Consider the following 19,628-nt stretch of genomic DNA (forward strand, 5'->3'; position numbering starts at 1 on the left):
GGCTACTTCGGACCGCGGATCGTTCGCCAATACTCTTCCCGCACGTCCTCGTCGATCTCGACGGCGGTTCCTCCGTACAGGCGGTTTTGGCCGTTCTTCTTCGGCCCCGAAATCCAATACCTCTCCCCCGACTCCACGTCGTAATAGTTCGCCTTGTAACCGCCTTTCAGGCTCTTAAACTCCTTGCCCCGGTAGTAGATCGTCTTCCCGGTCTTCGAATACGTAACCCGGCCGATCCGCCCGAAGTTGTTCAACGCCTCCGACTTGTTCTCGATGTACATGATTCGGGGTTTCATTTGACTGAGCTTGTAGAGGGGAACGATAACGGACGAACGCCAAAGCCTCAGCAGCGATCTTCTCGATCCTCGATAAGAGCTTCGACCAAGTTGAGGTTTTGTCCAGATTTGAGTTCGATGGGTCGCATCGAGTCGGGATCGAAGGGCTGCAATGGTAGTCGCAAAAGACCTTGGCGGGCCATTTCCTGGATTCGCAGTTCTAAGTAGGACTTCTCAACTGGCAGGATTCGGGCGATCGTTTGCTCAGACTCCGTGACTTCGACTGTCTCCCCGGACCGGACGCTGGCCAATAATTCCTGCGTTCGGTCGTGCAGCTCTTTGGCGCTGACCCGGATCACATTTCCATTATGGAACCGGCCGGAGAAGAAGGGCTGTGAACTTCGAGTTCGTAGACACCGAGGGAAGGCCAGGGAGAAGCGTTTGCCCCCAGGAGAACGTATGTATATAAGGTATACTCCAGGTTCAAATCGGTGCCTCCGGACCCTTCCGGCTGAGCCGCCCGGAGCCTAGCGCCCACTCCTATGTCTGACAATAACACCCCTCCGCAAGACGACCAGCTCCAGCACATCGAGGCCATCACGAGCAAGGTCGAGGGCGATTATAACGCCTCACAGATCCAGGTTTTGGAAGGTCTCGAAGCCGTTCGAAAACGCCCCGGCATGTACGTGGGCGACAACGGCAAGCGAGGTCTGCACCAGCTTTTCAAAGAAGTCCTCGACAACTCGGTCGACGAAGCGCTCGCTGGATACTGCGACCAGATCACCGTCACGCGCCATGCCGACAACTCGCTGAGCGTTCAAGACAACGGCCGGGGAATCCCCGTCGACAAGCACGAGAAGATGGGCGTCTCGGCCCTCCAGGTCGTCATGACCGTGCTCCACGCCGGCGGTAAGTTCGGCGGTGAGAGCAGCGGCTATAAGACGGCGGGCGGCCTCCACGGCGTCGGGGTCTCGTGTACCAACGCCCTGTCGACCTGGATGGAGACGACGGTCAAGCGAAACGGCAAGGTTTACCGCCAGCGATTCGAGAAAGGTATCCCGCAAGGCGACGTAAAAGAGCTTGGCAAGGCGGCGGACGACAAGACCGGCACCACCCAGCACTGGCTCGCCGACCCGACGATTCTCACCGAGATCGAGTACGACGTCCACATTCTCAAGACCCGAATGAAAGAGCTGGCGTACCTGAACGCCAAGGTTCGGTTCGAGTTTATCGACGAGCAGAATCCCGAGAATAACGAAGTCTTCCACTACCAGCGCGGCATCCCGCAGCTCGTCGAGGACCTGAACGACGGTAAGGACACCCTTCACCCGGTCATCTTCTTCCGCCGCGTCAAAGAGAACACCGAGATCGAAGTCGCGCTGCAGTATCACGACGGTTACAACCAGACGCTGCTCGCCTTCTCGAACAACATCCACAATCCCGACGGCGGCACCCACGTCTCCGGCTTCAACGCGGCGTTGACCCGCGTCGTCAACGCCTACGCCCGTAAGATGGGATTCCTGAAGGAGAAGGACAGCAACCTGACCTCGGACGACATCACGTCCGGTCTAACCGCCGTCATCTCGCTTCGACTGGAGAATCCGTCCTACAACTCGCAAGACAAGGTCAAGTTGGTAACCCCCGAAGTTCAGGGGCAGACCAACTCGCTCGTCGGCGACGGCCTAACGACGTTCTTCGAGGAAACTCCCAACGTCGCCAAGCGAATCGTCGATAAGGCGATCCAGGAGCAACGCGCCCGTGAAGCCGCTCGCAAAGCGGCGGAGAGCATCCGGCGCGGCAATGCGATGGACTCGTTCGGTCTCCCCGGCAAGCTGAGCGACTGCATCAGTAAGAACCGGGAGGAGTGCGAACTGTTCCTCGTTGAGGGCGACTCGGCCGGTGGCTCCGCCAAGGGCGCCCGTGACCGGCAAACACAGGCGGTGCTCCCGCTCCGAGGAAAGATCCTCAACGTCGAACGGGCTCGACTCGATAAAGCACTGGACAACGAGGAAATCAAGTCGCTCATCGCCGCCCTGGGCGTCGGCATCGACCTCACGATGGGCCGGAATTCCTCGCCGGAAGTGTTGGAAACGGACGGGGACTTTGAGATGGTCGTCGGCGATCCCTCCGAGTCCAACGGCAACGGTAAAAAGAAAGATAAGAAAGACCGGGCCGACGAGATCACCTTCGACGCCAACAAGCTGCGCTACAGCAAGATCATCATCATGACCGACGCCGACGTCGACGGCGAGCATATCCGCACGCTGCTCCTCACGTTCTTCTACCGGTACATGAAACCGCTGATGCTGAACGGAAACATCTACTTGGCGCAGCCTCCGCTCTACGTGGTCAAGGTCGGCAACAATGAGCGGTACTACGCGGGTACCGAGAAGGAGCGCGACGACATCATCAAGGGACTCAAGAAGAAGCGCGATCCGCTGGTGACCCGGTTTAAGGGTCTCGGCGAGATGAACGCCGAGCAGCTTGAAGAGACGACCATGAACCCAGCGAACCGCCGCTTGGTGCAGGTCAAGCTCGACAAGCAATTCGAGATGGAGATCGAGCAGATGTTTTCCCGTCTCATGGGTGAGAAAGTCGAACCCCGACGCGAGTTCATCGAGAAGCACGCCAAGCAGGCGCACAACGTCGACTGGCACTATTGATACGCTAGCGTCAGATCCCCGCCGGGATCTGATGTAGCGAGATTCGAAATGACCGATTGGGTGAGACTCTCTGAGTAGCCACTCACCCAAAGGCTAGCAATAGGTCTACAAGCCCCATAACGCGTCGATCGGCAGCGCGATCATGTCTTTACCGAACGGTTGTACTTCGCGGCCGGTATACAGGACGATGCCGCGACGGAAGCGGTCGCCGGCTAGCTCCTTTAAGAACTTGAGCCCATCGGCATCTTCGGGGCGGATGCTCGGCGAGGCCTTAACTTCGATCCCGACCACGTCGCCGCCGCGGGCTTCTAAGACGAAGTCGACCTCCAACTGCTTTACGGTCCGTAGGTGGTGCAGCTCCACGCGTGCCCCAGACGTCTTCGCCAGCTTGATTAGCTCCATCGCCACGAAGTTTTCGGCCACAAGGTCGAGTTCGTCGCGGTTGGACGCCAGCGATTTGATGGAAACGTTGTCGAGGTAAGCGAGGAGGCCGGTATCCACAAGGTACGCCTTCGGCGAACGGGTTAGGCGCGTGCCGCGATCGTCCGACCAGGCGGGGACGAAGTGGAGAAGAAAGACCCCCTTCAACAGATCCAGGTAGCGGTGGAGCGACGTGTTCGGAATTCCGGTGTCGCGGGCCAGACTAAGCACGTTGATCGTTTGGCCCGCCCGGGCGGCGAGCAGGCGCAACACGCGCGGCATTTGCACGAGCCCCTCGATGTTGGCGAGATCGCGGACGTCCCGTTCGAGCAACGTCCGGGAATAATCCTCGAACCAGGCGTCCCTTCTTTGGGAGCTCGCTCGAGCCCGAGCTTCGGGAAACCCGCCCCGAACGATCCGTTCGGCTAGATCGGGAACCCCGCTTCCCTCGAACTCGATCGGCTCGCCATCGAAGAGGCGGTCCAAGAAGGTGGGTTCTGAGTGACCTTCCACTTCGCCTTGAGAGAGGGGGAGGAGATCGATGATCGCCATACGCCCGGCGAGAGAGTCCGCAAGCTTTGGCAGAGCAAGGATGTTCGAGGAGCCGGTGAGGAGAAATCGGCCGGGTCTACGATCTCGGTCGACACTCGACTTGATCGGAAGGAAGATTCCCGGCGCTCGCTGCACCTCGTCGATCAGCGCCGGGCCGGCAAGCGTCTCGATGAAGTCGGTCGGGTCTTCCACGGCGCGAGCGCGTGGAAGCGCGTCGTCAAGGTTAAGGCGTCGAAACCCGCCCAGTTCGTCGGCGACCGCCTGAGCTAAGGTGCTCTTTCCGGCTTGCCTTGGGCCGTGTACGAGCACGACGGGCGTATCCGCCAACGCTTCCCGAACAATCCGCGCCGCGGAGCGATGAATCACGCAGGAAGGTTAGCAGAGTGACCGCGCTGTGGGAAATATTTTTCCGAACGTGGCACTGGCATCTTGCCAGTGGGTTCCAAGGGCATCTTGCCCTTGGCCCAACTCACAAGACCAGGATGGTCGTGATACGCATGGGCTGGAAGTCCATGCCACGGGGTTATCGCCTTGCGGCGACGAGGATCCGGAGCCATTTCTGCGAGCCGAGGTAGTCGGTGGAGACGCCGTGCTTACCGCTGGAGGAGTGGACGAAATTTCCGTTGCCGAGATAGATGCCGGTGTGGCCGATCTTGGCGCGGTTCTTGTCCCAGAAGTAAAGGCGGTCTCCCTTGCGGAGATTCTCCAGTCGATAGATCGGTTCGCCGACCATGGCTTGCTCGGCGGCGGTGCGGGGGAGCTCCTTGCCGATCGCGCCGTACATCTTTTTAACGAATCCAGAGCAGTCGATGCCGCGATAGACGTCGTTGCCGCCCCATACGTAGGGCGTGCCCATGAACTGAGTGGCGTAGTCGGCGACGTTCGATGCCCCTGCCTCTCCGGCAAGCGGAGTGCGGCTGCCCCTCGAGGCAAGATAGCCGCGAGTGCTCCTTGCCGGCGCCTTGCCCGTAACCTCGTACGGCAACTGAGTCACTAGCTTCGACTCGACGTAACCGTAGGCGCCGTTATTCATGTAGACCTGCATCCAAGCGGCGCTGCGGAAGCTGCGGACGATCAGGTAGGCGTCTGGTTTGACTTTGTAATAGACCGACGACCGCGAGTTTGGCCGCGTATGAATGGAGGCGGCGCTGTTTGCCTTACCCACGTTGCCGAGCACGATTCGATCGCCGCTAGCCGCGGGTGCGACAGCGGATAGGATGCAAAACGCGGAGACGATGGTTAACGTAGATCCGGGAGTTCTCATCGGGCGAGATATTGATTATAGGCTCTTTCCTGAAAACCTACAGCGATGCCATGACGCGAGCCAAGCCGCGAAGGATCAGTAATCCGTCGGTTGAACCGAGAAGTTCGCGCGTTGCCCGCTCCGGATGAGGCATCAGACCCAGCACGTTCCCTCGTTCATTTAGTACGCCGGCAATGGCGTCAACCGATCCATTCGCGTTATATTCGTCGACGCGATTTCCGGAAGGGTCGACATAACGGAACGCCACGCGTCCTTCGCCTTCGATTGTTCGGAGCGTTTCCGCGTCGACCACGTAACGCCCCTCGCCGTGGGCGATCGGGATTCGCAGGATCCTGTCAACCCCTTCGGTCCAAATGGATGTGCGGTTCTCGGCCTTAAGATAGACGTCCTTGCAGATGAACTTCTGCCGTTCGTTGAGGAGCAGCGCTCCCGGCAGAAGGCCGGCCTCGCAGAGGATCTGGAATCCGTTGCATGCGCCGATGATTGGGCGGCCTTCGGACGCGAAACGGCGGACCTCATCCATGATCGGTGCGCGCGAAGCCATCGCCCCGCAACGCAAGTAGTCGCCGTACGAGAATCCGCCCGGAACGAAGACGGCGTCGAACCCAGAGAGGGACGTATCTTCGTGCCACACATACTCGGCGCCCACGCCGAGATCGTCCCGAAGGGCGTGAAATGCGTCTTGATCGCAGTTCGAACCAGGGAATTTAAGGACGGCGACCTTCATGTCCTATTTTAGATTGCCGAGCGGATGGATTGCTGGATCTGATGTTTGGCCCCACAATTCTGAGGCGGATAGCGCCCGCGCCGTCTTGCAGGTCCGCCCGCACATTCCTCCCGCCTCATCGGCGTAGACGGGCGAGGGAGCGGAGAGTTTTCCGAACCAAGCTCGGGAAGTTTCACACCCGTGAGTAGAGGGCGCAATTAGATAAGACCTGGCCGAACGATTCCACACTGCTCCGGTATCCTCGCTAGCGGGATTGTGAAGATGACCCTCCGTAACCGAGCGCGCGCGTGAAGAAGATCAAGCTGATTCCGAAGTTTGATCAGCGCTTGACCGCCGATCTTAAGCAGCAGCGCTCCTCCATCGTCAAGGGGCTCTTGTGTGTGCTCGCCACGTCGCTGCTGACGACGGCGACGATTCCGTTAATTTCCTGGAGCGTCACCGCCATTCAGGAAGCGGCGCCGCTTCGGCTTACCCAGGCGGAAGCGGCGAGGCAGGCCGACGAACGGCTCAAGACGCGCGCCCACGAGCTTGCGCCCAGGCTGGGGGTACCGGAGCCGTCGGTGTTGTCGGCGCTCCGGGAAGTTCTTCCGGCCACCGAGGACCGGGCGGCCACCGCGGAAGAGGGGCTACTCGTAGACCGATTCCACCTCGAGCGCACCAAGGTGCACAACGCGGTGCGAGGGCTCACCAATAACGCGGCGGGCGACCTGTCGGCGGTTCGGCGGCTCGGCTGGATTTCGCTCTTCGTGATCTTGGTGTATGCCTGCAAGTATTGGTTTACGCGCGGTCAGACCTACTATCTCAGCCGGGCCGCCGCCCGTCTCGCCAGCGATTTGAGGATACGGCTATTCCGAAAATTGCAGCGCCTCCCGGTCAGCTATTTCCACCAAAAGCGGGCGGGCGCCATTCAAAGCGTTTTAACGAACGACGTCAACGTCTACCAGAATGCGGTTTCCGTGGTCCGGGACAGTATCGACGCCCCGGTCAAGGCGCTCGCCAGTTTTGGCGCGATCATGTTCATCCAGCCGGTACTGGCGATCGTCGCCATGCTTTTCATCCCAGTCATGGCCGCCGCGATCAGCCGCAACAGTCGGAAAATGCGGGCCGCTCAGGCCAAGGTGCAGGACGACCTCTCCGATTTGAACGCCATGAGCACCGAGTCGCTGATGGGAATCCGAGTCGTGAAAGCGTTCGCCGCCGAGGAGCGGGTGGCGACCGGCTACGAAGGATTGGTCGATAAGACCTACGGCAGCCAGATGGACGCCACCAAGCGCCAGGCGTCGCTCCGGCCCCTCGTCGAGCTGCTGGGCGCGGCCGCACTGGCTACCATCCTCTACATCTGTGGATGGCTCTCCTATATGGACATGCTCCGCCTCGGCGATGTCGCGGCCCTGTTGTACGCCCTCGACGTGATTAACCAAGGTTTCCGAAGTTGGGGCAACGTCAACAACACCTACAGCCAAGTCCAAGCGGCATCGCAGAGGATCTATCGGGAGGTTTTGGACGAACCAGAACCGATCGACCAGAGCGTGGGGCGCACCATCGAGAATCCACGCGGACGCATCGAGTTCGAGAACGTAACGTTTCGGTACGAAGACGGCACGGAGGCGCTGAGGAACGTGAACTTCACGTTGGCGCCCGGCACCTCCCTGGCGCTCGTCGGCCCGAGCGGTGCGGGGAAGAGCACGATCGCGGACCTCGTCCTCCGATTTTACGAGCCCACGGAAGGCCGTATCCTGTTCGACGGCGTGGACCTAAGGGAACTGAAGACGTCGTGGCTTCGCGAACAGATCGGAGTCGTACCCCAGCAGACGTTTCTCTTTGCCGGAACGATCGCGGATAACCTGCGGCTCGGCGCGCCGGACGCCACTCAGGAAGACATCGAAGAAGCCTCGCGCATGTCGCACACCGACGAGTTCGTACACAACCTCCCCGCTCGGTTCGAAACCAAGATCGGGGAAGGGGGCTCGGGTCTCAGCGGTGGCCAGCGTCAACGTCTCGCCATTGGCCGGGCGCTCGCTAGAAAGCCGACGCTGTTGCTTCTCGACGAAGCGACTTCCGCGCTGGACGCGACGAGCGAAAAGGCGGTAACGGAGGCGTTGGACGAGGTGATGAGGCAACGCACGACGCTTTTCATCGCCCACCGTCTGACAACCGCGGCCCGTGCGGACCGAATTCTCGTCCTGAGCAAGGGCGAGGTGGTCGAGGAGGGGAGTCACATGGACCTCATGGAAGCAAATGGCGCATACGCGGGCCTGTTTCGCGCGTTCTCCGGAGGAATCCTCGATTAGAGGTCCAATCATGAACCCCCCGCCGCTTGCAGCGTTCCTACGCCGACCGGACTCCCTCACCCCCAACCCCCTCTCCCTCCTCGGGCACATACATCCCGAGGAGGGAGAGGGGGCTCCGGAGGGTATGGGATGAAGATCGCGGAGGCTCTTGGCTTAGAGGCCGGGTATGGGTCTAAGCGGGTGCTTCATGGGATCGATTTGGCGATCGCTCCCGGCGAGCGAGTAGCGTTGCTCGGACCTAACGGGAGCGGCAAGTCGACGCTGCTTCGGACGTTGGCGGGGCTAATCAAGCCACAGGCGGGCGAGGTGCGGTTAGGAGGGGAATCGGTCGCGAATCTGAGCGTTCGAGAAGTAGCCCGGCGCGTCGCGTCGGTGCCGCAGGAAGAGATCCCGCGGTTCGAGTTCACGGTTCGCGAGATGGTTACTATGGGTTGTCTCGCTCGGTCGAATGGACTTCTGGATACTCCCGAGGACCGCGTGGCGGCCACGGAGGCGATGGAACAAGCCGACTGCCTACACCTAGAAGGGCGGCCGGTGACGGAGCTAAGTGGAGGCGAGCGTCAACGGGTCCTCATCGCCCGGGCGCTAGCGCAGCGGACAGAGCTGGTATTGCTCGACGAGCCGATCGCGCATTTGGACCCGGCCCACCAACTGGCGGTGTCCCGCCTCGTGCAGTCGATGGCTTCTCGCGGGATCGCCACAGTGGCCGCGATCCACGACCTGAACTTTGCCGCGCGGATGGCGGATCGGGCGATTCTCTTAGAAGCGGGAAGGATCGCCATAAACGACACGGTCGAGGCGGTGCTGGCTAGCCCCGTCCTCGACCGCGTTTACCAGGTCGCTTTTCAGCGTTTTCCAGGCGGGTCCATCGGCTTCGTGCCTTGAATGTTCATCGTCGGAGGCGCGGAAACGGTGGGCGCCTTGGGGATTTCCTTTGGCGTTTCCTTTGAGTACCACTGAGTCGACGTAGAGCTTTCACTCGGCATCGGCTTATTCGTGCTCGGCTTGCGCTTCAAGACGGCGGGCGGCATCTCCATCTCCTCGCCGTCAGGACCCCGCGGTCCTCCCATCATCCCCTTCTTTGGGGTCGTGATTAGGTCCTTCTTAACGTCTTTTGCGAGGTCAGCCTTGTCCTCAACCTTGACATCTTCACCCGTCTTAGGGGTGTCGTCCGGGTTGGGCGTATGGGCGGGAGGGGCATTCATGATCGCCACCGCGCCGCCCGCGACGAGCAACATTGCGATCAATACATAGGGCTTTTGACGTTTCTTCATGGCAACACCCCCGAGAGGGGAACAATGTCTATCTCTATTGTGAACGACGTTTTCCGTCATTCCGTGCCCAATAAAGCAATCCTTGCGCAAGATGCGAGAGGTCGGGAGGGTTGGGAGCCTCGACGGCGTCGCCTATTTGAATCGGGCCGTTCACTTCTCAAACGCCGCGCGAGCGCAAAACATCCCCATCTCCCGTCTTTTTTAGGCGCGGGGGCCGGAACCTGATGCGGGTACGCTCCTACCGCGGCGTTGGACCGGGAAGCGACGGATTGCTGCACCCTCGATGCCTGCCGCAAGGCCGCCAAGTGATCGATCCCGACTTGCTTAAAATTCTCGCCAACCCGCTCGAGCCCGATCGGCCCCCGCTCCGGGAAGAAGGTGATTATTTGGTGTGCACGAAGACCGGAGTCGGCTTTCCGGTGGTAGGGGGGATCCCACACCTGTTGCCCGAGGATGCGATTCCGGTGGAGAAGATGAAGGAGATTTTGAGTGCCCGATAGTCCGATGAAGGTGCTGGTCCTGCATGGGCCGAACCTCAACCTCACCGGGTTTCGCGAACCGGACGTGTACGGTAAGAAGCCGATCGAGCAGATCGACGCCGACATCCGGTCGGCGGCGGCGAAACTAAACGTGGAGGTTCGGATCCTTCAATCGAACCATGAGGGGATTTTGATCGACACGGTGCAGGAGCACCGGCGATGGGCCGATGCCATCGTCATCAACCCCGGTGGGCTCACCCACTACTCCATCGCGTTAAGGGACGCGCTGATGTCGGTTCGGTTGCCCGTAGTCGAGGTGCACCTGAGTAACGTGCACTCGCGTGAAGATTTTCGCCGTCATTCCGTCATCGCCCCGATTACGATCGGACAGGTGGTCGGCTTTGGAGGCTATGGATATGTTTTGGCGCTTACTGCGCTGCTTAATTTAGAGAGAGAGGTCGTTTGATGACAGTAATGGACAAGTTACGCGCCGAGCTGGCGCGCGAAGGCGTGGAGGCGATGCTCGTCTCCGATCCCACGAACGTGGGCTGGCTTACCGGATTCACCGGCACTTTCGGACGGACCATCGTGACGCCGAAGGATGCGCTGTTCGTGACCGACAGCCGCTACACGATTCAAGCCCAGGAGGAGGTGAAGGGAATGAGCATGGTCTCGTTCGCCAACCCGATCGACGGCGACGAATTCACGGCTCAGCAAGCGCGCAGCCTCGGGATCACGCGGCTCGGCTTCGAAACCGCAACGACCACTTACAGCCAATGGCAGCGCCTGACCGACAAGTTCGATGGGATCGAGCTCGTACCGGTCCGGGACGTACTCTCCGAGATGCGGCAAGTCAAGGGTCAGGACGAAGTGGACAAGATCCGCCGTGCGTGCGGCGTTTCGGACGCGGCGTTCGACCACGTTCGCCGCTTGATCCAGCCGGGGGTGACCGAGCTTGATATCGCCCTCGATCTGGAGTTCTTTATGCGCCGTCAAGGCGCCGAGGTGGCGTTCCCGAGCATCGTCGTCAGCGGCGAGCGGTCGGCGCGGCCTCACGGAAAGCCGAGCGAGAAAAAGCTGGAAATCGGAGACTTCGTCACGATGGACTTCGGCGCCCGCGTGGAGGGTTACAACTCGGATATCACCCGAACCGTCGTCGTCGGCGAGGCGACCGATCGCCATCGAGAAGTTTACGGGGCGGTTCTCGAAGCGCAATTGAAATCGCTCGACGCGATCAAACCGGGGGCCAAGGCGCGAGATATCGACCGCCTTTCCCGCGACGTGCTGGCGACCCACGGACTGGATAAATATTTCGGCCACGGTCTCGGCCATGGCTTGGGCCGGATCGTTCACGACACCGGCCGGCTGAGTCCTTCCAGCGAAGACACGATCCGAGTCGGCCAGGTCTGGACCGTCGAGCCTGGGGTCTACATTCCCGGGTTCGGCGGCGTCCGAATCGAAGACGACGTATTGGTAACCGAAACCGGAATCGAGATATTCAACCACTCCACAAAAGAGCTGTTGGTCCTCCCCGAGAAATGAGGACCGGCGTCGCTCTCGCGTGGCACGGGCGGCTCGCCCGTGGGTATCTCGGGCGGCCCGCCCGAGTTAAAAGCCTCTCGCCCACCGCCCCGCCCCGCCTATGAGCGAACTCCTCGGCCTCGAGCACTTTGCCATTCGTCCCGACGGGCCGACGCTGACGCTTAGCGTCTCCGCCGGTCAGTCCATGGCCGTTGTCGGTCCCGCCGGGGCGGGCAAATCTCAGTTGCTCCGAACGCTCGCCGGACGGGAGCGGCCGGCGCAGGGGACGATCCAACTCCGTGCCAAAGTCGCCATCGCCGGCGAAACCTCGTACTCGCGTCGGGCAAAAGTGCAATCGCTCGCTCGTCGTCCGGGCGTCTCCATGCAGGAGGCGACGGAGATTCTCTCGGCAACCCGCCTTTGGGATGTCCGACACCTTTCGATGGGAGATCTGTCCCCTTCTCAGCTTGCGGCGACGGAGTTGGTGGAAGCTCTGCTGACCGAGGCGCCGATTGCAATGATCGATGGGCAGCTCGACGGTTTAGACCCCTGGGCGCTCCCCGCCGTTTTGGAGATGCTTCGCGGGCAGCGGGCGAAGGGGCGTACCTTGATCGTGGCGACCCACCGCCCCGACCTGATTCGAGAACAGGATGCGCTGATCGTTCTTTACGATGGGCAGGTTCGCTTCGCCGGGTCGATCGACGATCTGCTCCGCGCCGGTCCGCCCCACTCTCTGGAAGTGGGAACGGAGAACCAGCCCGGGGTCCGGTCGCTGGTCGCCCCTTTCCGGGTTTCCATTCGCCCCTCCGAATCGGGCATGCGCCTCGAAGCCCCGGAGGGGCAGGAGCTTGCGGCGCGATTGCTTCTGGAAGGGTACGGCGACGTAAAGTTTGTAATCGTTCGTCCACCTACGATCGAAGAGGCGCTACGAGCGGTGGTTTAGACCGCTTCCTTGAAAAGCCCGATCGCCCTCTGTCGCTGGCGGGCATGGTCTACGATGGGCCGAGGGTAGGTTTCACCTAAATCGATGCCGGAAGCCATCAGCTCCATCTCGGAGGCGGCGCACGGAAAGTGAATCGCCGAAGCGGACAGCGCGGCGAGCTCCGGAACCCACCGCCGAATAAAGTCTCCGTTCGGGTCGAACCGTTCGCTCTGCGTCACCGGATTCATGACGCGAAACGACGGCTGCGAGTCCGCCCCCACGGAGGCAACCCATTGCCAGTTACCGTTATTGGCGGCGAGGTCGAAGTCGAGCAACTTGCGCGCGAAGTACCGTTCTCCAAGCCGGTAGTCCAGCAGGAGATCCTTGCAAAGGAAGGAGGCGGCCACCATTCTGAGGCGATTCGGCATCCAACCGGTGGCATTCAGGCATCGCATGGCGGCGTCGACGATCGGATAGCCGGTCTTGCCCACCTGCCAAGGAGAGAAGTGGATCGGATCGCCCGGATAGCGAAGCGATTCGAAACGCTTATCGAAAGGCGACTCCGCCACCCGCGGAAAATTGCCCAGGACATCTTGGTAGTGTTCCCGCCACAGGAGCTCCGCGAGCCACTTCCGCCCCGATGCTGCCGCTTCGAGGGCGAGCCGAAAACACTCCCTCACCGAGATCGTTCCGAACCGAAGGTGGACCGAAAGCGCGCTCGTCCCATCGTGGGACGGAAAGTTCCCATCCTCTTCATACCGGTCGATCTTCGACCGGAACGCCGCCGCTTGCGCATTGGCGGCGGCTTCGCCGGCCGGAAGCCATAACTCAGTCTCTGTAAATCCGATCGCCGCCAAAGGGTAGTTGGGAAGGAAATTTGCCTTGGGTAGGTTCTCCCTGCGCGCGAGCCGCTCCAGTCGAGGAAGGTGCTCGATTAAATCTTGCTTCGGAACAAAAGCCGAGTGCCAGGCTCGTGCATAGTGCGCGTAGGCGCGGTAAGGGGCGCCTGAATGCGATAGCGTTTCCCCGGCTTCACGGACCACCGTATCTTTGACCAACCTCAGCTCGGCGCCTTGCCCGGCGAGTCGTCTGCCGACTTCGGCGTCGCGTTCTACCGCGTAAGGTTCGTAGTCTCGAGCCGCGAACACTGCCTCCGCTCCGAATTCACGCGCGAGCGCCGGCATCTCGGCTTTGGGATCGCCGAAACGTACGAGCAGCGCGGCGCCTTGGGCACGTAACCGGTCGTCGAGCTCCTGTAGCGACCGGTAAATGAACGTCACCCGTCGATCGTCTCGATCTTCGAGGCGGCCCAGAATCGCCGTATCGAAGACGAATACGACCGCGACGTAGGCGCTGGCTTCGGTGGCGGCGGCCAGCGCGGCATGATCGGAAAGCCGTAAATCGCGCCGAAGCCAGCAGAGCGATCGATGAAGCGGTTGGGGCATACACGCCCTTCTACGAAGCGAAGTGGCGTAGGCCGGATGTGTAATATTCGCTACTTCCCCAAATCCCGGAGGATTCTTTCCTCCGCAAGCTCCGCCGAGATGAGCACCATCGGGAGACCGTTTCCGGGAACGGTGCTAGCGCCGACGAAGTAGACGTTCGGATTCCGGCGGCTGCGGTTGCCGGGGCGGAAGAAGGCGCTTTGGTTGAAGTGGTGGCTAAGGCCGAAGGCGGCTCCGCGGTCGAGGTTGAGCTCTCCTGCCCAATCGGAAGGGGAGTAGTCGCGCATCGCCGCGATCCGCGACCGGTCGAATCCAACCTCATATTGCAGCCGCGCGAACGCTCGCTCCCGGAGGGCAGCGGCATCGGCGTCGCTCCAAGGCCGGTCCAGGTTGGGGCACGGGATGAGCAGGTACAGGTTCTCGTGGCCATCCGGGGCTCGCTCTCGGTCCGAGCGGGCAGAGACGCATGCGTAGAAGGCGGGATCGTCTGGGAGCTCGTGGCGGTTGAAGATCGCTTCGAGGTTTCCCTCGAAATCATTGCCAAAGAAGACGTTGTGGTGGAGCAGTTGCGGCAGTTCGCCCTTGTAGTCGATGTAGACCATGTATGCCGAGCAAGAGTAGCGACGTCGTCCCGCTCGTTTCGGCGAGCCTCCCAACAGCTCACGTTCGGCGTACGGCAGGTCGGCATTGCAGATCACGGCGTCGCCTTCCACCGTCTCTCCATTCTCAAGCTCCACCCGCCTCCCCTCGATCCGCTTGACCGGCGAGTTGAGGCGGATCTCCGTTCCGCGGGTTTCGGCGAGCCGCCCGACGGCTCGACAAAGCTCGACCACGCCTCCTTTCGGATACCAAATCCCCTCCCCGTATTCCATGTAAGTGAGCACCGCGTACACCCATGGCGCCTCGTAGGGCGAGAGCCCGAGGTACATCGTCTGGAACGAAAAAAGCATCCGGAGCCTCGGGTCGTCCATGTAGCGGGCGATCCCTTGCGCGAGGTTTCCGAGCATGCGATGCCGCCCCACCAGGCCCAGCGACCGGACGCCGAAGAAGTCCTGCGGACGGTAGAAGTTCTTCCGGACGAAGTTTGGAATCGAGGCCTCGTAGAGCGCGGCAAGATCGCCGAGCATCCTTGGATAGGCGAGTGCATCTTTCCGGCCGGACATACGCTCGATCTGGTCGATCATCCTGGCAACGTTCGGTGTGCCTTCGATCCGGCAGCCGTCGCGATAGAAGACGCGATAGCTGGGGTCGCATAGAGAGATGTCGAGGTGGTCTTCCATCCGCTCCCCCACATCGGCGAACAGTTTTCGAAACGCGTCGAGCATCATCAGCAGCGTGGGGCCGCCATCGAAGAAGGAGCCTCCCACCTGAACTTCCCGGTTGCGTCCTCCGATCTGGCCGGTTTTCTCCAGAACGGTAACCTTGTGGCCGAGGTGGGAGAGGCGCAGAGCCGTCGCCAAGCCTCCCAAACCTGCCCCCACCACGACGAATCGCTTGCGCGTCACGGTGCACTCTACGGGGTTCCTTGACCGCGCATTGCATCGCGCGCTATCCGACCGGGGTACACGTTCGCCATCGTTGCGCTGATGGCGGCAAGAAAACACGGGCAAGGTTGCGCACATCGGAAGGCCGTTGTAGCCTAGTAGCCGGTCATGAAAGAGAACGAAGTGAGTACGAACGGAATTTTCGCGGCAACCTTTGTGGCGCTGGCGGGAACGATCGGCCACTATCTGACTCATGGCCGCCTTTCGAGCTCGCTCGAATGGGTGTGGCTCGGCGTTTTCGCCGCGGCCCTAATCATCCTGTCCGGAGCCGTCGTAAACTTCGACCCGCGCCGGATCATCAAGTAATCCTAACCAGGCACCCCGCCAAGCCCCGGCCCGAAGCCGGGGCTTTTTTTGCGCGGCCTTGCCGCGGTTAGCAGTTGGCGGTTCGCGGTTAGCGGTCCGGAAGAGGAGCGGTGCTGGATTTCTCGCTCCCCCACCGCCAACCGCCAACTGCTAACCGCCAACCAGACCGACGAGGTATTCTGTACGTACCACGGCTCTCTGCTTCGCGCCGGCTTGTCCGCTTGCGAAGTCGCCTAGCCCAAAGAGACCAAAAAATGGCAAACCGAAAGTACGAACTGTTTTATATTGTGAAGCCGGATTTCTCCGACGCCGACGTTCAGAAGGTCGCCGACCGGTTCAAGGGAATCGTCGAGACCCACGGCGGCACCGTCGAGAAGGCGGGCAAGTGGGACAAGCGGAAGCTCGCCTACGAGATCAACGGGTTCAAAGAAGGAAACTACGTCCTCATGAACTTTGAGGCGGAGGCCAAAGTGCCCGCCGAGCTTAGCCGACTTTTGGGAATTTCCGACGACGTAATCCGTCACCGCATCTACAAGATGGACGACAAACCGGCTAAGGTATAGCCCTATGTCCTCGCTGAATCGCGTCATCCTGATCGGCCGGCTCGTGCGCGACCCTGAGTTGCGCACGACGAACACCGGCAAGAGCGTCGTTGAGTTCTCGATCGCCGTCGACAAGCGATTCAAACCGCAGGACCCAAGCCAGCCGACGGCGGATTTCTTCCGCTGCAAGGCATGGGATAAGACGGCGGAGTTTGTAAGCAACTACCTCTCCAAAGGCCGGTTGGCCGCGGTCGAGGGGCGCATCGAGACGCGGAAGTTCGTCGACAAAGAGGGAAACAACCGCGAGATTTTCGAGATCGTCGCCGACAGCGTCCAAGGCCTCGACCGGCCGCGCGACGACGCTCCGGGCAATGCCGGCGGCGGGCAGAGCTACGGCGGTGGCGGCGGCCGACCCGCCGGTGGCGCCGCCCCGAGCCCCGATGAGTACGATCCGTTCGCTGACGAGTAAGTCGAGCGAAAAAATGAGAGCGTCAGGCGGCAAGTGGGATTCTTCCCACTTGCCGCCTGATGTTTTGTCGGTTCGGTGACGCTAAACTTAGGGAGAGAATTATGAATCTGAACGATCGCGCCGTTGTGACTGAACTCGATCCCAAAGGGATCCTCGCGCTAACCGAAGGATTTCCGGCGCAATGCCGGGAAGCGTTCGAGATCGCGAGTCGCGTGGATGCGCCGAAGCTGGAAAATCGCCCCGGCGTGGTCGCGTTGGCGGGGATGGGCGGTTCGGGCGCGGGCGGCGACTTCGTCCGGGCGATTTTCGAGGCGCACGGAGGCGCGCCGTTCATCGTCGTCCGCGACTACGCCGTTCCAAGCTACATCGGCGTTGGCGACGTGGTCTTCTGCGCAAGCTACAGCGGCAACACGGAGGAGACTCTATCGGCCTACGCCTCCGCAAAGAAATCGGGCGCGCGAATCGTGGCGGTCACCAGCGGCGGAAAGCTTAAGGAGCAGGCGGAAGCCGATGGTTACACCGTCTACCTGGTGCCCGGCGGCCAGCCGCCCCGTACCGCGCTCGGGTACATGATGGTTCCGGTTTTGGTCGCTTGCCACCGTATGAAGTTGATCCCGGACCCGGAGATCGAGAAGGCGATCGCGCTGCTGGAGACATGCGGTGAAGATTGGGGGCCGGAGGCGAAAGATAACGATGCCAAGGCGCTCGCCGGAAAGATGCACGGCGCGTTGCCGATCATTTACGGTCTCGGAAGCTGGCAGGGCTACATCGCCAACCGATGGCGGTGCCAGATCAACGAAAATGCGAAGCATCTCGCTTTCGTGAACACCTATCCGGAGCTGAACCACAACGAGATCATGGGTTGGGTCGGCGCCACCGGCCAGAGCGTCGGCCGCTACGTCGGCGTCGTGTTGGAAGACGGGTCCGAGAGCGTTCGCATGAAGGCGCGAGCTCGCGTCACCGAAGGACTCATTGGGGAGACGTGCTCCTTCACCCACGTCCCGGCTTTGGGCGAAACCCTCCTGGAGAAGATGCTGACGCTCGCCCACTACGGCGACTACGTCTCGGTGTATCTGGCCCGCTTGAACGGCGTGGACCCCGAAGATATCGGCTCGATCAACCGCCTAAAGGACGAACTCGCCAAGGTCTCGTAGGCCCTTCATGACGCTCACCGAAGCGCAAAAGTGCGAGTTCGTCGAGCGCGGCTTCGTGAAGCTTTCGGGCCTCTTAGGTGCCCGTTGCCCGGGGATTATGGTCACCAACAAAATAGATTGACAACACAGATTCACCCGTAGCCCGGGAATTTATCCCCGGTAGAACCTTGAACCGCGGCTCAAGCCACGGGCTACGGGCATACCGATATTGTTCTTGATGACCAGTTTTCTCGGAGGCAGGTTCTTGATGACCAGTTTTCTCGGAGGCAGGTCTGGAGACCGGCGGTCCTTAGCGTACGTGCCTGGCCAGATACCGGGCGTACAGGTCGCACGCGAGGTCGACGCCTTGACCGGGAGTTTCTTTGAGGACACCGGCGGCGATGAGGCGCTCGACTCCGTCGGCTTCTGCCGGCGGGAGCATCGCGAGCGACGAGCGGACGGCGGCCAGCACCGAGGGGACATGTGAGACCGCGATCAGCATCCTTTTGAGATGATCGCCGAACGGTCCGTCGTCCTGGTCGGCGGTTTCCAGCAACGCGCCAAAGGTGAGCTTCTTGGAGGCCAGCACTTCAAGGGCACGCCGGGTCAAGAACGGCTGGCCGTCGAGCAGGAATTGGAGCGCCTCGATGTCGGAGCGGCGCTCGACCGGCTTGCCGTACTTTTCGTTGAGGTCCATCGTCTGCTCCACGGTGAAGTTCCGCAGAGAGATCTGTCGGCCGACGTTGAACGGTGATTGATTCAGGTCTCGAATGAAGAGCCGAGCCTCCGTTGCGTATCCGATTACCACCGTGAATCGCGACCACGGTCCCTTTGGATCGCGCGCCCGGGCGTTGTGCCAAGAGCGGACCAGTCCGAAAAAGTCGCCCGAGAACGGAGCGGAGAAGACCCGATCGGCTTCGTCCAAGAACCAGACGAACGGCTTCTCCGAGTCCTCCAATAAGGCTCGCAGGAAGTTATCCAGGTTTACCGAAGGGCCGAAAACTTCCAGCCACTCGCCGGCAAAGTCGTACTTAAACCCGGTCTGGCGAGCGAGCATCGCCGCAAGCAAGCGGGCGAACTGATCTTCGTAAAAGAACTGCGAAGCGCTCAGGGTCTGGAAATCGGTGGAGGCCTGACGCCATCCCAACTCCTCGACCAGCAAAGCCCCGCGGCCGATGAGGGAAGTCTTCCCAATCTGACGCGGTCCCTTGACCAAGACGATGCTTTCGTTGTTTCGCAACGCGGCGTCGAACTCTGCGTCCGTCTCTCGCCAGGTGTAAAACGGCGATGAAGCGGAGACGGCTCCGCCCGCGGGCTCGATCGGAACGACTTTCTTGGGGATGGGAGCCGAGTCTTCGAGGGCGGCCAAAACCTCGGCCACGATCGGTTCGTCATCCTCCGGACCCTTCCACACTGCGAATTGAAACTCTCCGACCTGGGCCGCCACCGCCCCCTCTAGCTTCGTGTCTGCGCCGATTAATATCGGAAGGATTTTCGGTTTGCCGGTCTTACGGAACTGATCGGTTGCCGTCTCGATCTCGTACTCAAGCATTTCGCTCTTCCAAGCCGACTCGGAAAGGAGGACGACGAGGGCGTCCGCAGTTCGAATCGTCTGCTCGATCGCCTTCGCCCACTCGACGCCGATCTTGAGGTGGCGATCGACGAAAACCGGGTGGCCGGCATCCCGAAGCGATTGCTCTAAAAGCGCCAGCAGATGATCGTCTGGTTGCGCGTTGCGCTTGTACAGCAAAACTACCATGGGGTCGGGAGGATGCTAGCACGATTGCCGATCTTCTGCAAA

General features: G+C 61.0%; 21 protein-coding genes. 12 read left to right on the forward strand and 9 right to left on the reverse strand.

Annotated features, from left to right (window positions below; translation table 11 throughout):
• Positions 1–2: 2 nt before the first annotated feature.
• Positions 3–296: a hypothetical protein gene (locus OP10G_RS10615; protein WP_025225913.1), complete on the reverse strand. Its 294-nt coding sequence runs from the start codon at positions 294–296 to the stop codon at positions 3–5.
• A 47-nt stretch (positions 297–343) separates the two neighbouring features.
• Positions 344–634: a type II toxin-antitoxin system Phd/YefM family antitoxin gene (locus OP10G_RS10620; RefSeq protein WP_025225912.1), complete on the reverse strand. Its 291-nt coding sequence runs from the start codon at positions 632–634 to the stop codon at positions 344–346.
• Between the two features lie 183 nt (positions 635–817).
• Between OP10G_RS10620 and OP10G_RS10625 the strand changes: the two genes are divergently transcribed.
• Complete coding sequence (locus tag OP10G_RS10625; RefSeq protein WP_052547686.1) at positions 818–2,938, forward strand: DNA gyrase/topoisomerase IV subunit B; 2,121 nt, start codon at positions 818–820, stop codon at positions 2,936–2,938.
• 105 nt (positions 2,939–3,043) lie between these two features.
• Here the strand turns inward: OP10G_RS10625 and OP10G_RS10630 are convergent, their stop codons facing one another.
• The 3 genes from OP10G_RS10630 to purQ all read right to left on the reverse strand — a co-directional run bounded on the left by OP10G_RS10630 (position 3,044) and on the right by purQ (position 5,901).
• On the reverse strand, positions 3,044–4,276 hold the full coding sequence (locus OP10G_RS10630; RefSeq protein WP_025225910.1) for an ATP-binding protein: 1,233 nt from the start codon (positions 4,274–4,276) through the stop codon (positions 3,044–3,046).
• Positions 4,277–4,433: 157 nt separating this feature from the next.
• The gene (locus OP10G_RS24415; protein ID WP_025225909.1) at positions 4,434–5,174 is read right to left on the reverse strand and encodes a C40 family peptidase; all 741 of its coding nucleotides are present in this window, start codon (positions 5,172–5,174) and stop codon (positions 4,434–4,436) included.
• Between the two features lie 37 nt (positions 5,175–5,211).
• Positions 5,212–5,901 (reverse strand): phosphoribosylformylglycinamidine synthase subunit PurQ, encoded by a 690-nt coding sequence (purQ, locus tag OP10G_RS10640; RefSeq protein WP_025225908.1) that lies wholly within the window; start codon positions 5,899–5,901, stop codon positions 5,212–5,214.
• A gap of 287 nt (positions 5,902–6,188) precedes the next feature.
• Between purQ and OP10G_RS10645 the strand changes: the two genes are divergently transcribed.
• Positions 6,189–8,192: an ABC transporter ATP-binding protein gene (locus tag OP10G_RS10645; protein WP_025225907.1), complete on the forward strand. Its 2,004-nt coding sequence runs from the start codon at positions 6,189–6,191 to the stop codon at positions 8,190–8,192.
• A gap of 129 nt (positions 8,193–8,321) precedes the next feature.
• Positions 8,322–9,077, forward strand: a complete 756-nt coding sequence (locus tag OP10G_RS10650; RefSeq protein ID WP_025225906.1) for an ABC transporter ATP-binding protein — start codon at positions 8,322–8,324, stop codon at positions 9,075–9,077.
• Here the strand turns inward: OP10G_RS10650 and OP10G_RS10655 are convergent.
• Positions 9,038–9,466, reverse strand: coding sequence for a hypothetical protein (locus OP10G_RS10655; RefSeq protein ID WP_144241098.1), 429 nt, complete (start codon positions 9,464–9,466; stop codon positions 9,038–9,040). The genes OP10G_RS10650 and OP10G_RS10655 overlap by 40 nt on opposite strands.
• Before the next feature lie 224 nt (positions 9,467–9,690).
• On the opposite strand from OP10G_RS10655, the gene OP10G_RS10660 reads away from it, so the two are divergent.
• From OP10G_RS10660 to OP10G_RS10675, 4 genes are all read left to right on the forward strand, one after another.
• Positions 9,691–9,966, forward strand: coding sequence for a Trm112 family protein (locus OP10G_RS10660; protein WP_052547688.1), 276 nt, complete (start codon positions 9,691–9,693; stop codon positions 9,964–9,966).
• Between the two features lie 4 nt (positions 9,967–9,970).
• Positions 9,971–10,411: a type II 3-dehydroquinate dehydratase gene (gene aroQ / locus OP10G_RS10665; RefSeq protein ID WP_025225903.1), complete on the forward strand. Its 441-nt coding sequence runs from the start codon at positions 9,971–9,973 to the stop codon at positions 10,409–10,411.
• Positions 10,412–10,419: 8 nt separating this feature from the next.
• The gene (locus OP10G_RS10670) at positions 10,420–11,487 is read left to right on the forward strand and encodes a M24 family metallopeptidase (RefSeq protein WP_052547690.1); all 1,068 of its coding nucleotides are present in this window, start codon (positions 10,420–10,422) and stop codon (positions 11,485–11,487) included.
• Positions 11,488–11,587: 100 nt separating this feature from the next.
• The gene (locus OP10G_RS10675; RefSeq protein WP_025225901.1) at positions 11,588–12,409 is read left to right on the forward strand and encodes an ATP-binding cassette domain-containing protein; all 822 of its coding nucleotides are present in this window, start codon (positions 11,588–11,590) and stop codon (positions 12,407–12,409) included.
• Here OP10G_RS10675 and OP10G_RS10680 read toward each other — a convergent pair.
• Together OP10G_RS10680 and OP10G_RS10685 are read right to left on the reverse strand one after the other, a co-directional pair.
• Entirely contained in the window at positions 12,406–13,833 is a 1,428-nt protein-coding gene (locus tag OP10G_RS10680) for a cryptochrome/photolyase family protein (RefSeq protein WP_025225900.1), read from the reverse strand. The two genes, OP10G_RS10675 and OP10G_RS10680, sit on opposite strands and share 4 nt — an antisense overlap.
• Positions 13,834–13,883: 50 nt before the next feature.
• On the reverse strand, positions 13,884–15,338 hold the full coding sequence (locus OP10G_RS10685) for a phytoene desaturase family protein (RefSeq protein ID WP_052547692.1): 1,455 nt from the start codon (positions 15,336–15,338) through the stop codon (positions 13,884–13,886).
• 147 nt (positions 15,339–15,485) lie between these two features.
• Between OP10G_RS10685 and OP10G_RS26800 the strand changes: the two genes are divergently transcribed.
• The 5 genes from OP10G_RS26800 to OP10G_RS10710 all read left to right on the forward strand — a co-directional run bounded on the left by OP10G_RS26800 (position 15,486) and on the right by OP10G_RS10710 (position 17,848).
• Positions 15,486–15,683: a hypothetical protein gene (locus OP10G_RS26800; RefSeq protein WP_025225896.1), complete on the forward strand. Its 198-nt coding sequence runs from the start codon at positions 15,486–15,488 to the stop codon at positions 15,681–15,683.
• Between the two features lie 48 nt (positions 15,684–15,731).
• Positions 15,732–15,920 carry a hypothetical protein gene (locus OP10G_RS10695; RefSeq protein ID WP_025225895.1) on the forward strand — a complete coding sequence of 63 codons (189 nt, stop codon included), beginning with the start codon at positions 15,732–15,734 and terminating at the stop codon, positions 15,918–15,920.
• Between the two features lie 17 nt (positions 15,921–15,937).
• Positions 15,938–16,246, forward strand: coding sequence for a 30S ribosomal protein S6 (rpsF, locus tag OP10G_RS10700; protein WP_025225894.1), 309 nt, complete (start codon positions 15,938–15,940; stop codon positions 16,244–16,246).
• Positions 16,247–16,250: 4 nt separating this feature from the next.
• Positions 16,251–16,694, forward strand: coding sequence for a single-stranded DNA-binding protein (locus OP10G_RS10705; protein WP_038472985.1), 444 nt, complete (start codon positions 16,251–16,253; stop codon positions 16,692–16,694).
• Between the two features lie 101 nt (positions 16,695–16,795).
• A complete protein-coding gene (locus tag OP10G_RS10710) occupies positions 16,796–17,848 on the forward strand; it encodes a bifunctional phosphoglucose/phosphomannose isomerase (RefSeq protein WP_025225893.1) in 1,053 nt (350 codons plus the stop codon).
• A 289-nt stretch (positions 17,849–18,137) separates the two neighbouring features.
• Here OP10G_RS10710 and OP10G_RS10715 read toward each other — a convergent pair whose 3' ends face one another.
• Complete coding sequence (locus tag OP10G_RS10715) at positions 18,138–19,586, reverse strand: AAA-like domain-containing protein (RefSeq protein ID WP_025225892.1); 1,449 nt, start codon at positions 19,584–19,586, stop codon at positions 18,138–18,140.
• Between the last annotated feature and the right edge of the window lie 42 nt (positions 19,587–19,628).

The organism is Fimbriimonas ginsengisoli Gsoil 348 (genome assembly GCF_000724625.1).
Taxonomy (GTDB): Bacteria; Armatimonadota; Fimbriimonadia; order Fimbriimonadales; family Fimbriimonadaceae; genus Fimbriimonas; species Fimbriimonas ginsengisoli.